Origin of the sequence: Edaphobacter modestus (assembly GCF_004217555.1) — a bacterium.
Lineage (GTDB): Bacteria > Acidobacteriota > Terriglobia > Terriglobales > Acidobacteriaceae > Edaphobacter > Edaphobacter modestus.
On sequence record NZ_SHKW01000001.1, the window covers coordinates 5210970 to 5224346 of the forward strand.

12 protein-coding genes and 1 tRNA gene are annotated in these 13377 nt (G+C 57.8%); 8 read left to right on the forward strand and 5 right to left on the reverse strand.

Annotated elements, in window-relative coordinates:
• Position 1 precedes the first annotated feature (1 nt).
• The gene (locus tag BDD14_RS21965; protein ID WP_130421263.1) at positions 2-388 is read left to right on the forward strand and encodes a DUF779 domain-containing protein; all 387 of its coding nucleotides are present in this window, start codon (positions 2-4) and stop codon (positions 386-388) included.
• 12 nt (positions 389-400) lie between these two features.
• Here the strand turns inward: BDD14_RS21965 and BDD14_RS21970 are convergent, their stop codons facing one another.
• The gene (locus BDD14_RS21970) at positions 401-643 is read right to left on the reverse strand and encodes an anti-sigma factor family protein (RefSeq protein WP_130421265.1); all 243 of its coding nucleotides are present in this window, start codon (positions 641-643) and stop codon (positions 401-403) included.
• Positions 640-1266, reverse strand: coding sequence for an RNA polymerase sigma factor (locus BDD14_RS21975; protein ID WP_130421267.1), 627 nt, complete (start codon positions 1264-1266; stop codon positions 640-642). Before BDD14_RS21975 ends, BDD14_RS21970 begins: the two co-directional genes overlap by 4 nt.
• A 222-nt stretch (positions 1267-1488) precedes the next feature.
• Between BDD14_RS21975 and BDD14_RS21980 the strand changes: the two genes are divergently transcribed.
• A complete protein-coding gene (locus BDD14_RS21980) occupies positions 1489-3888 on the forward strand; it encodes a lytic transglycosylase domain-containing protein (RefSeq protein ID WP_130421269.1) in 2400 nt (799 codons plus the stop codon).
• A 361-nt stretch (positions 3889-4249) separates the two neighbouring features.
• Positions 4250-4588, forward strand: a complete 339-nt coding sequence (locus BDD14_RS21985; RefSeq protein ID WP_242618118.1) for a hypothetical protein — start codon at positions 4250-4252, stop codon at positions 4586-4588.
• A gap of 269 nt (positions 4589-4857) precedes the next feature.
• On the opposite strand, the gene BDD14_RS21990 is transcribed toward BDD14_RS21985, so the two are convergent.
• Both BDD14_RS21990 and BDD14_RS21995 read right to left on the reverse strand, forming a co-directional pair.
• A complete protein-coding gene (locus BDD14_RS21990; RefSeq protein ID WP_242618268.1) occupies positions 4858-6105 on the reverse strand; it encodes an ABC transporter permease in 1248 nt (415 codons plus the stop codon).
• Between the two features lie 13 nt (positions 6106-6118).
• Complete coding sequence (locus tag BDD14_RS21995; protein WP_130421273.1) at positions 6119-7375, reverse strand: ABC transporter permease; 1257 nt, start codon at positions 7373-7375, stop codon at positions 6119-6121.
• 117 nt (positions 7376-7492) lie between these two features.
• On the opposite strand from BDD14_RS21995, the gene BDD14_RS22000 reads away from it, so the two are divergent.
• Positions 7493-7581, forward strand: a tRNA-Leu gene (locus BDD14_RS22000).
• Between the two features lie 121 nt (positions 7582-7702).
• On the opposite strand, the gene BDD14_RS34585 is transcribed toward BDD14_RS22000, so the two are convergent.
• Complete coding sequence (locus BDD14_RS34585; RefSeq protein ID WP_130421275.1) at positions 7703-8008, reverse strand: tyrosine-type recombinase/integrase; 306 nt, start codon at positions 8006-8008, stop codon at positions 7703-7705.
• A 1351-nt stretch (positions 8009-9359) separates the two neighbouring features.
• On the opposite strand from BDD14_RS34585, the gene BDD14_RS22015 reads away from it, so the two are divergent.
• From BDD14_RS22015 to BDD14_RS22030, 4 genes are read left to right on the forward strand one after another with little or no spacing between them, the layout of a single operon-like run.
• A complete protein-coding gene (locus tag BDD14_RS22015; protein WP_130421277.1) occupies positions 9360-9689 on the forward strand; it encodes a PadR family transcriptional regulator in 330 nt (109 codons plus the stop codon).
• Positions 9686-10408 carry a hypothetical protein gene (locus BDD14_RS22020; RefSeq protein WP_130421279.1) on the forward strand — a complete coding sequence of 241 codons (723 nt, stop codon included), beginning with the start codon at positions 9686-9688 and terminating at the stop codon, positions 10406-10408. Before BDD14_RS22015 ends, BDD14_RS22020 begins: the two co-directional genes overlap by 4 nt.
• On the forward strand, positions 10393-10914 hold the full coding sequence (locus BDD14_RS22025; RefSeq protein WP_130421281.1) for a (2Fe-2S)-binding protein: 522 nt from the start codon (positions 10393-10395) through the stop codon (positions 10912-10914). The genes BDD14_RS22020 and BDD14_RS22025 overlap by 16 nt, the downstream gene beginning before the upstream one ends.
• 13 nt (positions 10915-10927) lie before the next feature.
• Positions 10928-13243 carry a xanthine dehydrogenase family protein molybdopterin-binding subunit gene (locus BDD14_RS22030; RefSeq protein WP_130421283.1) on the forward strand — a complete coding sequence of 772 codons (2316 nt, stop codon included), beginning with the start codon at positions 10928-10930 and terminating at the stop codon, positions 13241-13243.
• Positions 13244-13377 lie beyond the last annotated feature (134 nt).

Sequence of the window (13377 nt, forward strand, 5' to 3'; positions counted from 1 at the left end):
CATGACGAAAACGACAAATACTCCACTTCAGGTGATCGCGACCCCGGCCGCGATCACCCTCATGGAGACGCTGAAGGCAAAATATGGGGAGCTGATGTTCCATCAATCGGGAGGCTGCTGCGACGGCAGCTCCCCCATGTGCTATCCCCGCGGCGAGTTCCTCACCGGCGACAGCGACGTTCTGCTGGGCGAACTGGAGGGCACACCCTTCTACATGAGCCGTCCCCAGTTCGAATACTGGAAGCACACGCAACTCATCCTGGACGTCGTGCCGGGAAGGGGAGGGATGTTTTCGCTGGAGGGACCGGAAGGGGTGCGCTTTCTTATCCGGTCAAGGGTCTTTCAGGACGAGGAGATCGGCGCTCTGCGCGAGGCAGGAAGAATCTAAAGCTGGTTCGGTTCAGGCGCGCTTCTTCTCGAGGCACTTCGTCATGATGGCGGAGTGTAGCTTCTCCCGCAGGTCATCGGAGATCTCGTAAATCTCGGTGCCGCGATAGACCTCGATCGTCTGACGCGTCGTGTTCAGGACGACCTCGCAGTGGCTGCAGCCTGCCAGATGCGTGCGAACTTCTTCCAGAAGCTCGGGGCTGATCTGGCCGTCGAAGTAATCGGTAAGCTGGCTCAGGAAATCGGTGCAGTTCATGCGGGTTGTCCTTCCTTCCGCTGCCGGAAGTACCTGCTCAGACGTTCGCGCAATTGTAGCCTAGCGCGCAACAGGCGTGATTTGACTGCGGGTATGCTCAAACCAAGTGCCTCAGCAGTCTCTTCTGTAGAGAGGTTCTCGATATCCCGGAGCGTGAAGACGGTACGGAATCCGGGAGGAAGCCCCTGGATCGTCCGTCGAAGAATGTCGTTGAGCTCGTTCTGATCGAAGATCTGCTCGGGATTCGGTCTCCATTCGGCGAAATCGCGGGGAATAGAGCCCTCGTCGGTCTGCACGTCTTCGTCCATGGAGACGGTCTTGCTGGTCTTGCGCTTGCGCAGCCGCATAAGGCTCTCGTTGACCGCGATCCGGACCAGCCAGGTCGAAAACTTGGAGTTTCCCTGGAACTGCTCCAGCTTCTCGTAAGCCTTGAGGAATGTATCCTGCGTGATGTCTTCGGCGTCTTCACGGTTCTGCGTAATATGCTGCGCTACCCGGAAGATCTGGCGTTCGTACTGCCGGACCAGCTGCTCGAAGGCGGCTGTATCTCCCTCCCTGGCGCGCGCAACCAGCGCTACGTCGGGGTGGATCTCTTCCGTTCCTGGAGATTGGATGGCGGGCATGAGCAAAAGGTGCGCGAAATCGGGACTGAGCCTATGCCGCTCAGTTGTCGATTTCTAACGCTTCCTTCATAGTAAATGCCGTTACCCCTCCGGGCAAAGCGAAGCCGGATGCCATTTGCGGAGGAACCGTATGTACCTGTCCAGATTCCACTGTGCGCAGTCCAATCCTTAAGCGAGGCTCGCAGCTTACAGTAAAGGGGTGGGCTTCCGCGAAGAGAGGCAATGTTGAAGGTTTGTACTAGGTTTCAAGCTGCTGTAATCCTTGGTTCTCTGCTGGCAGGTTCGTCCTGGGCCGGAGCGCACACGATAGCGCCCGAAGCCCAGACCTCCTCCCAGACCCCTCCCCGGAAGACCTCCCCGAAGAGCTCCTCAACCAAGAAAAGCTCCCCCGCCAAAAAGACCCCGTCCAAATCCGCTGGGCGTAAGGCTACCGGGGCATCGACTGCCTCCAGGAAAGGTTCCAAGGCCAGCAGCCAGAAGCGCGCCGCGGCAAAGCGTTCCTCCCGAAAGCCCACCGCGCAGACCATCCGCCTGACCAGTGCCTTTCACGCCACGGAGCAGCTTCGGCCCATGGCGCAGCAGCTTATCGCCAGCCGCTCCTCAGCCGCCTACGCCGGAGTCCAGTCCTATGCGCGTGCGCATCCGGGCGAGGGAGCAGCCGCCGCCTGGCTCGCGCTGGGCCATGCCTACATGCTCGATCGGCGCTACAACGACGCCTACACCGCCTTCCAGCAGGCCAAAGCCAGCGGTAAGGCCCTCGACGACTACGCCGACTATCTGGGCGCCCAGGCGGCCCTGCAGGCCAGCCGCGGCGCCGATGCGTACTCTCTTCTCGATCGTTTCGCCGAGCGCCATCCCGACAGCATCTTCGTCGCCAACGCCCCCGTCCTTCTGGCAAACGCATACCTGCAACAGAACAACCCCCAGGGAGCATTGGCCGCGCTTCAGCCGGTTCAGGACACGCCGGTCGGCGGCCACAGCGACTTCCAATATGTGCTCGCGCGCGCCTATCAGCTTTCGGGAGATACCGGACACGCCGCGCCCATCTACCGCAGCGTCTATGCAAAGTTCCCGCTCAGCTCCGAGGCCGGGCAGGCCCGCGCGCAGCTCGATGCCATGAGCGTGCCCTTGAATGCCGTCGAGCGCAAAGCGCATGCCGACTTTCTCTTCAATGTGAAGCGGTACAACGAAGCCGGTCAGGAGTACCACGAGATCGCTCGCAACGACTCCAGCCTCTCCCCCGCCGACCGCGACGCCCTTGCCATCTATGCCGCCGTCTGCGATTACAAGCTCAAGCGCATCAGCCGGCGCGATGTCGAGCGCCTTCCCCAGACCAGCGACGATACCGCGGCAGCCAAACTCTTTCTGCTGGCCGAGCTCTCCCGCAACGAGAACGACCAGCAGACTCACGCTGCAATTCTCGATCAGATGATCAAGCAGTTTCCTGTCAGCCGCTGGCTCGAAGAAGCGCTGTACTCCGGTGGAAACATGTACCTGATCAAGCGCGACTCCGAGCAGGCGATCCATCACTACACCCTGCTCGTCCAGATGTTTCCGCGCAGCACCTACGCTCCATCGGCACACTGGCGCGCTGCCTGGATGAACTATCGGTTGCGCCGCTACGGCGAGGCCGCACGCCTGATGGATGACCAGATCCAGCACTACACCGCCGGCATCGAAGCTCCAACCGCGCTTTACTGGCGTGGCCGTATCTATGAGGACGAGGAACATAACGCAGGGCAGGCAGCAAACTACTATCGCACTCTGATCTCAAGCTACGTCAACTACTACTACGCCGATCTGGCGCGGAAGCGCCTTGCGGTACTCGGCTCGCAGGCTCCCACGGTTCCCCCATCACCCGTACTTGCCTCCGTGCAGGAACGCGAGGTTCCGCCCCTGACCGACGAGCTGCCGGAAAACGAGCCGCACATTATCAAGGCTCGCTTGCTTGCCAATGCCGCGCTCAACGAATACATCGGTCCCGAGATTCAGGCTGCACCGGATTCCTCCGAGTGGGGAGCCCTGGCCGAAGCGCGCATCTACAACTCCTACGGCGAGACCACCCGTACCCTGCAGTCGCTGAAGCGAAGTAAAATCTCCTTCTTCGCGCTGCCCATGGACCAGGTCCCCACCCTTTACTGGCAGCTGCTCTTCCCGCGGCCCTACTGGAGCGAACTCGTCGCCAACTCTCAGAAAAATGACGTCGATCCTTTCCTTGTCGCCTCCCTCATCCGGCAGGAATCCGAGTTCAATGCCGGAGCCGTCAGCCGAGCCAACGCTTATGGCCTTATGCAGCTTCTGCCCTCGGTAGGAAAATCGATGGCCAGAAAACAACGTATCCGCGGATTCAAGACGCCACAGCTCTTGAATCCCTCCACCAATCTTCAGCTCGGCACCCTGAATCTCAGCGAGGTTCTGGCACGGTACGGTGGTCAGCCGGAGTATGCCCTCGCCGCCTACAACGCCGGAGACGTTCCGGTACGGCAGTGGATGGCGGCCGGCGACTACAAGGACATCTCCGAGTTCGTCGAATCCATTCCCTACACGGAGACCCGCGAGTATGTGCAGGCCATTCTGAGGAACCGTCGTTTCTACCAGTCGCTCTATGGAAGCAAGCAGTAAACGATTCGCCGTCGTGCCTGCTGGTAGAAACTCTTTCGAGCAGGAGATATAGATTCGCTTTTTTGAGTAGGAATATAGATTCCACGTCATTCTGAGCGAAGCGAAGAATCGCAGTAGTTCCCCGCGTCGCCCATAAATTGAGCGATGCCACCCGACCAGGCGTATGTCTAAATCCGGTCCAACAGCCGGCGACGCCTTTACCGGGTTCGCGCATGTTCCTTCGACGATCTATGTTGTGGAAAACGCGGAACCAAATCAGAATCTTCTGTCATATGGGCCATTGACACGACGCGGAATTTGGATATGCTTTGCACCATAGACAGTGCAATTTCAGTTCAGGAGGAAGGATCTGGAAGGTGGAGTGCATACCATTCTGGCGCTAACCCGCGCCATCGTGAACTCGAACTCAATGGTAGGGAACAGAGGGGTAATACCTATGATCGCCGATTTGAACTTCCTCGATGAGTGGATTCCGGAGCAGATGGAGCCGGGAACGATGTTTCTGTTGGATGGCGCTGGAGAACTGGGAAAGGCCGAGAACCCTTACTGGGCTGTCCTGGCATGTCCCGCCTGCGGAGCCCTCGGACTCATTACCCGTCAACAGTGTGCGGGCCTGGAAGCGATGATCTGTGGATCGGAGGTCTGCTCGGCGGAATACTTTCTGGCCGACGGTTACATCTGTTATCGCCCTCCGAACTAACCGCCTTCGATTGCCATGGATATGTATCCTCGTCCGTCGCCCAATGGAATTTGCGGGCTAGGAGAAGGTGCGGGTCTGTCAAGTCATTAATCTTGTAAGCTGCTTTTTATCAGCAGGATAAAAGTGCCGAACAGATCCCGTGGATGAGCTATTCTGTTTAAGCGGACGAGATTCGGAAGGCGACTTGGCTACAGAAAAAGCTCTGCGCCGCAGGTACCAGGCTAAGCCTCGTCAATTGAAGATTTTGCACAAAAATGTATGGGGGAATCCTACTCGTGGCGCAAGGCAACGACGGGGTCCATGCGAGCCGCTCTCATCGCCGGCAGCAGCCCTGAGATCACTCCGACGGCTCCGAGAATCCCGAACGCCGCCAGCATGATGGTCGGCGACGCCCTGAGGATGATGTCGCCCTCGTGATTGGCGGTCTTATAGATGTCCGAATAGAGAGGCATCGGCGGAATCAGATAGCCCACCGCGACCGCAAGGATCATCCCTACGATCCCGGCAAGAAAGGTCAGCGTAAGACTCTCGAGAAGGAACTGGGTGAGGATGTCTCGACGACGCGCCCCGAGCGCCTTGAGCAGACCGATCTCCCGGGTACGCTCGGTGACAGAGACCAGCATGATGTTCATGACCCCGACGCCTCCCACACCGAGGGTCATGGCGCCGATGATCCCCAGCAGGAGCTGGAGGGCGGTAGAGAACTGCATGATCTCCTGCGAGTCCTCAACCGTGTCCCAGGTTGGCGTGGCCTTGTCATCCTTGGGATCGAAGTGATGCCGGCTTGCCAACACTGAGCGGACCGCCTGGATGGCTTTGACGTGAAGGTCGGGCGAACTGGGTTGAAAGACGATGCTCCCAGGATCGCGCTCATCGCGAAGCAGGCGCATCATGCCGAAGGGCACAAAGGCGTTCTCGTTGTCCGGTCCATTGTTCGAGGAGTCCTGGATCTTGGTAGCAAGCACGCCAATGACCTGAAAGACGTGTCCTTCGATCTGGACCGACTCGCCCACCGGCGGGAAGCCGTTGAACAGTTTCTGCGCCGCATGCGGACCGAAGATGACGACCTGCCGATGCTCGCTGAAGTCAGCCGCCTCGAAGTATCGTCCTTCTGCGACGTTCAGCTTGCGCATCCCTCCGTAAGGAAGCTCGACGGCCTTCGTCGAGATGTTGATGACCTTCGGCCCGTATTTGAAGCTGAAACCGTCATCGCTCTCGGAACTCACGGCGGTGAGGAAGGGAACCGCATCGCGGACGGCCTCCGTATCGCCGTCGAGGAACTTGATCTTCTTGCCGGACCGCTCGCCTCCGGCCTGCATGCTGGTCTGTCCGCCCCACATCATGATGACGTTGTTGCCAAGCCCCAGAAAACCGTTCAATACCTCTCTGCCGAGGCTGCTGCCGTAGCTCAGGAGCAGCACCACGGTTACGAGACCCCAGACGATTCCCAGCATGGTGAGGCCGGATCGCAGGCGATTTCGCAGGAGCGACTCGATGCTCTGCCGAACGATCTCCATTAGGTTCACGGCGCTACTCCGATCGCAGGCATTCGATGGGACTTAAATTGGCGGCACGCATCGCCGGGTAGGTCCCAGCGAAGAGCGTGATCGCGGTGAGGGTGGCCAGAGATGCGAAGACCGCGACCGGCGAAATGACCGGGTGCGGCACGAAGTCTGGCAGTGGGATGAGGCGCATCAGCAGGCAAACACCGACTCCGGACAGGAGGCCACCGATGCCACTTACGATAGTGATGATGGCCGACTCCACAAGAAACTGCCTTTTGATGTCGGTGGCGGTCGCGCCCAGCGCCTTGCGGACGCCGATCTCCCGGGTTCTTTCGGTGACAGCAACCAGCATGATGTTCATGACCCCAATGCCTCCGAGAGCGAGCGTAAGCAGAGCGACGGCGCCGAAGAACAACGTCATGACGCCGAAGATGCGCTCGGTGAACTTCGATCCTTCGAGCGTGTCCCAGACCCACAGCGCCTCCTTATCGTTGGCGCTGTAGTGGTGTCGTTCTGCGATGATGCGCTTTACCTGGTCGAGAGCCTTCTCGTGCAGGTCTGGAGAGACAGGCTCGAGAACGATATTGTTCACATAACCTTTTGTGATTCCGGGCCGCTCCGGGGGAGGGAAGTCACGAGCCATTGCTGAATACGTCGTGAACAGTTGCGTATTATCCGGGCCGCTGCCGTAACTGCCGTTCTGCTTCTTCTTTGCGAGCACGCCAATGACGGTATATTCATAGCCGTTTACCATCAGGGGCTGACCGATAACGGATTTTCCTGGAAAGAGCTGCCTGTTCGCTTCAGCTCCCAGCAGAACGACACGCGCTCCATCGGCCTCGTCGCGTTCATTCATCAGCCTACCCTGTTCTACAGTCAGCGAGCGGAATCGCTGATATTCCGGCCAGACCCCGCGAATGGGGCGGCTGGCCGCATTCCACTGGCTTACCTCGGAGACGCTGCGCCGCAATTCCGGACTGACTGTTTTGACCAGGGATGCCCGTCGCTGAATGGCAATTGCATCATCCACAGTGAGCCGAATATCGCGTCCCGCGGCATATCCTCCGGCCTGCATTCCAGTTTTGCCGCCGAAGATGATTGCGATATCGGTCCCGATTGTCTTGAGATGCTCCTTCTGATCCAGATTGAAGCCGATGCCCAGGCCTACGAGGAGGATGACAGAGGTGATGCCCCATACGATGCCGAACATAGTGAGGAAGCTGCGGAGCTTGGTCTCCCAAAGCGCGGACAATGTCTGCTTGAGAATCTCACGAATAGGCATGAGTTTGGTTCCCAGCCTCCTCGGCCGCACTGCTTCATACGCAAGATGCTTCTGATCGGTTCCCATTCCCTGGAACTGATGCGGTAGCATGAGAAAGGTTGGGGGAAATCAGCTCTGGCCCGGATGGTGAAATCGGCAGACACAGCGGACTTAAAATCCGCAGACCTTAACCGGTCGTGGGGGTTCAAGTCCCCCTCCGGGCACCATGATTCCAAATAGCTTATGGATGAAACCGACCACCTAACTGCGAGGGGTCGTTTTTTGGGGTGCCGGTTTTGGTGCATGTTTGCGAGCCGAACGCCGTGAGGCATCATGAACCTGGCGTTGCTATTCGTTCCACCACAGACTGCAGAGTGCTGGAGAGAGATGGCTGTAGCGAGCTGTCATGGTGATTGTCTTGTGGCTGGCCGCCTCCTGGATCCCCTTGATGGACGCACCTGACATCGCAAGCCATGAACAGAATGTGTGCCGGTTGCAGTGCCAGACGCAGCCTGTAATATAAGCGGCCGCTAAAGATGGCTGAACCAAGACTTGGTGTCGAAGCTTCGTCTTGCAAGGACGCGCGGAAATACCGGTACGTTCCTTGGCTGCCCAGCCGAGGGAGGGAGGCAATCGCAGCAAGCGCGGTCGCATTGAGCCTCACGACCCTGGCACTACCATTCTTGTCTTTGTCAGATCGACGATCTGTCTACCGAGATCAACCTGGGCCCATATGCAGGAAGATCTGCTCGCTTGCTCACACCCCGCGGACTGAAACCACGAAAGGCTGGCAGGTGTACTGGAAAGCGATCTGAGATGACAGCGCAAAGCTTTTCGTATTCCTCGCGGCTCAGGAATCGTACTCTCCCTGTACCTTCCTTTCTTTGACGAATCTGGCGAGCCGGGTTGGTCTGCACCTTCCCATTGCGAACACCCTCCCTATACACGAGGCTGAAGAACGCCTTATAGCGGTTTGCAGTTGCATTGCTCTTGCTCTTGCGCTTTGCGAGGCCAGGAATCGATGTCCTGGGATGTCACTTCAGACGCAATGCGAAAACCCATTTCCTTTCCTACGATGCATGCCTTGCATGCATAGTCGCGAGCGCTTTGATTGAGCGTCTTCGCATATGCCAGTGCATCGTCGATGAGGGCCGAAAGCGTCAACCTGGGGTTCTGAGCTCCGGCAACTTGATCCCTCGCCATGGCTCAAAAATGGGCGGCAGCACAAGCAGTTTGCCAACCTCGCCGGTACGTAGCCCACACTCCTCCCCAATCGAAAAGGCGAGCATGATTCAGTGAAGAACAGACGACAAGTGCAGCGATCCCGGGGGTGTCTTTGAACGACCAAAGGGCTGAGACATCTGGTGGATCAATTACTACGTACACGGTAAGCAGAAACGTGAAAAGATTACCGGACTGCAGCTTTGCCGCGCGAGATCCCAAAGGGCACTCATTTCTGCAGCGGTATAGGGACGCGGTTGCGCCGGAGCACTGTATTGGTTGTGGATGCGTGAAACTACCGGACTCGAAGCTTGATTCGCTCTTCCGATTGCAACCAACGAAAGAGCTTGCGAGGTGTCCATAGCCACCACCCTTTAATATCCCGGGACCTCTCCCTGGCGGACATATGTGCCCAGCATGCATCACAAGCACAGCAGTAATGGTCGCCGGAGCCGGATCCACGGGAGGAATTCTGGCGGTGTGCATCGGTAAGTTCAGGAAATTTTTCAGAGCGAATGGATTCTGCGAGACGAGCTGGGAGACTGGGCGATCTGGTCAGTAGTTGAACAGTCATCGAAGCAAATCGGGATTGAACACTTTGGCGCCCACGATCTGCGCCGACCTGCTCCAAACTCTGCAGAAAGAATGGCGGCGATTTGGCGCAGATAAAGTCTTCCTATCAATAGACTGTCGCATGGAATCTGATTGCCCATAATGACGTCTATCGTTGGTGTGATCTGGCTCAGTTGACAAAGATCATTATTAGTATCACAATGTGATTCTAATGCTAGGCGAATTCGAGTATCTATTGATTACAGCGGCGGCGGGACTTGGTGAGAACGCTTATGGTGCGTCGATTCGGGAAGAGATCGAATCGACGACGGGGCGGAAATGTTCTATCGGCGCGCTTTATACGACCATTGACCGGCTGGAGAAGAAGGGATTGCTTATGACGTGGATGGGGGAGGCCACGGCGGAGAGGGGAGGCCGCGCCAAGCGCATGGTGCGAGTAACGCCTAAGGGCGTCCAGGAGGGAAAGGATTTCTACGACGTGGTCATGCGTGTGAGCCGTGGCGCGTCATGGGTCGTGAATCGTAGCGGAGGCATTCTATGACGAGCATCGCCTGGTCGCTTGTGGAGGTTGCCGCTCGACTGCTGGAACGAAACGAACGCGAGGCGGTGCTGGGTGATCTGGTTGAGACTAGGGAAGGAGAGTGGGAGGGGCTGCTCGGTATCCTTGGCCTGGCCGTTCGACGGCAACTAATGCTTTGGAAGAACTGGAGGCCATGGCTCGCGTCGTTTGGGCTGGCGTTGCCATGCAGCCTGCTGTTGATGGGATTTTCACTGTCGATCAGCCAGACGTATCAGGGACTCATCAACTCGACCCTTTTCAAGGGCAGTGGAATTGTGCTGGGGCCCGGATGTGCGTTGCTCCTGTGCAACGTTCTTTTGCTGGTTGCGTGGTCGTGGACCGGTGGGTTTGTGATGGGATCGATGTCGCGGAGGACAGTACGGGTAAGTATTGCGCTCTCGTTCGCGCCATGCGTGTTTTGCCTGACGAGGTTCCATGTGGAATCGTTATCGCGATTTTGCCTGCTTCTATTTCTGCTTCCTGCGGCATGGGGAGTCCGCCGCGGTCTGCAGATTGCACGGATCAGGTTGCGCTCGGCTGTGGTTTTGGCGGCGACAATTACGGTGCTGACGATTCCTGCATGGAGCAGCAACGGTTCGTGGATTCCTAACTGGGCGCTGAGCTGGCCGGCGTGGTATTTGGTCGCTACGGCGTCAAGAAGCGCGGCTTCCAAGGAGGAGAAGCGATGGCGAATCAGTTGACTCTATCTGTGAATGGCTCGAACCATTCGGTATCGGCTACGCCGGATACACCGTTGCTGTATGTTCTGCGCAACGATCTGAAGCTGTCCGGCCCACGCTATGGCTGTGGGATGGCGCAGTGCGGCGCGTGCTCTGTGCTGGTGGATGGAGTGGAGGTGCGCTCGTGTATTACGCCAGCCTCGGCAGTCGCTGGGAAGCTGGTGACTACGATCGAGGGGCTACCCGCAATGTGGGCAGCGGCGAAGGGGCTGCATGCTCCAGGCGATACAGTGCTACATCCGGTGCAGCAGGCGTGGATTGACGAGCAGGTGCCACAGTGCGGCTACTGCCAGAGTGGGATGATGATCGTCGCTGTGGAACTGCTTGCTAACAATCCAAATCCGACCGTGGCACAGATCAAAGATGCGTATACGAATAAACCGCCTTCTCCGCATCTCTGTCGCTGCGGCACTTATGCCGCGATTCTCGATGCGGTGCAACGCGCGGCCCAGGCGATGAAGAGCTGAAGAGGTCTACATTATGACGGTGAAGATCAAGAGCGATAGCGCTTCCACAGCTATACCGACGCTTTCTCGTCGCGGCTTCATCAAGGGCGGCGGTGTGTTGATGGTGTCATTCTCGTTTCCTCATCTTGCTGCGACTGCCGCCGAGGTTCCGACGATGACGACCGGGCTTGCATCATGGATCGAAATCAGACATGACAACACAGTTGTAGTTCGTACTGGGCGGACGGAGATCGGCACAGGCATGAGTGCGTTTTATGCCCAGGTGGTTGCGGAAGAACTGAACGTTCGCCCAGAGACGATCACGCTGATTATGGGCGACACCGATAAGACCCCGGATGGCGGTTACTCGGCAGGGTTCCGTACTGGAGCGGCCAATCTTCGCAAGGTTGGCGCCTATACGTATCAAGCGCTGCTTGGCCTGGCCGCGAAGAAGCTGCGTGTGCCGGTCACAGCTCTCACCGTCGTGGATGGAGTTGTGACTGGCGGTGGAAAGAGCATACGGTACGGGGAACTCGTACGGGAACAGCACCTCGATCTGAAGATCCCTGTCTCGGGTGAGGCTGCGAAGGTCGATCCGAAGTCGTGGAACGGGATGGCGGGCCTGGATGGTCTGGTAGTGCTGGGAGATCCGCCGATGAAGCCAATGAGCCAGTACAGGTTCGTCGGCAAGTCGCATCCGATGCCGGGCACTCCGGACAAGGTCACAGGAAAGACGCAGTGGACCTGTGACGTCACACTGCCGGAAATGCTTCATGCGCGGATGGTGCGTCCAGCGACTCTGGGATCGACGCTGATCTCCGTTGGGACGCTCGATAAGACGATGTTTCCTAGCGCGCAGGTAGTGGTAAAGAAGAATCTGGTGGCGGTGGTCTCTCCTAACGAGTGGGAATCGATCAATGCAGCGCAGGCTGTCGCAGCAGAGACGAAGTGGACAGAGTGGGTTGGGTTACCAGGTAGCGAGAATCTGACGCAGGGGTTGCGTGGCTACAAGTGGGGAGCACCCTCGGAGGCCCGAGGGAATGCCGATGCGGTGGCAGCGGCGATGGCGGGCTCCGTAAAGACGATCTCCGCGACATACGAGCAGCCGTATGTGAAGCATGCTCCTATTGGACCGTTTGTTGCAGTTGCCGATGTGCGCAGCGACGGCGCAACAACGGTGTGGACGCACTCGGCGAACTCGCAGGGATTGCGAGCGCAGATCGCAAATACTTTGAGTGTACCTATAGAAAAAGTGGTCGTTCGTTGGATGGATCATGCAGGTCAGTTTGGACGCACAACCTTTGGAGGGGATGGCGCAGAGGGCGATGCGGCCATTCTTTCGCAGATGACTGGCAAGCCGGTGCGCGTGCAGTGGACGCTGCAGGAGGACTTTGCATGGTCGACCTGCTCGCCCTGCTGGGTGGAGGACATCAAGTGCGGCCTAGATGCGGATGGTCGTGTAACCTCGGTGCAGAGCGCCTTCTACTCGCCGCAGTCAAACGATGCTCGTATTGTCGGAGCTATTCTTGCCGGGATGCCGTGCAGCGTACCGAAGCCGGGGCAATGGATTGCTACAGAATGGCCGTACGACAAGATTCCTCACCGACGGGAAGAGGTCTACGGCATGCCAAACCTTGGGGCGGATTCATCTACGATGGGGTTACGCGGTTTGATCATGCGCACGCCGGGACAGCGGCAGCAAAATTTTGCACTCGAATCACTAATGAACCAAGCCGCTTTCGTTGCGGGTGCCGATCCCATCGAGTTCAGGCTGCGGCATACTACCGACCAACGGCTGATCGATATTATCAACGCCACTGCGAAGGAGGCTGCGTGGGAGCCTCGTTCCTTTCCGCATCCGGGGGCGCGCCGTACAGGGGCGGAACCGGTCGCCGGACGAGGGGCGAACATCATGGTTCGCGAAAACTCATACTGGATGGGCATTGCGGAGGTCTTGGTAACTCCGGATACAGGCGTGGTGCAGGTAACGAAGTTTACGATTGGCGCCGAATGTGGAAAGATTATCAACCCGCGGCAGCTTACACGCTGCATGAAGAGTGGTGTCGTGATGGGAGTGAGCGAAGCTCTGAAGGAAGAGGTGACCTTCGACACGGGGAAGATCACAAGTACGATGTGGACCCGGTACAAAATTCTGACAATGGCCGAGATGCCCGAGGTGAAGACGGTGCAGCTCTCGCGTGACGATAAAGGGTATGGCGGGGGCTCGGAGGCGGCGAATGGGATATGTCCGCCTGCGATTGCTGCTGCTTTCTTCGACGCTACGGGGGTTTATCCGCGCAGAATTCCACTGACACCTGCGTACGTGATGAAACTACTCAAAGGTGTTTGACTCTCAGTTATTTCCGACAAGAAGTCATATGAACGGGTTTTCGAATCCACTCAACGGATCAGTTGCTACAAATAATGACTGTAAAGAAGGAAAAGGGGGACCATGTCACCTATTGACCCATCCCGCTTGCCCAG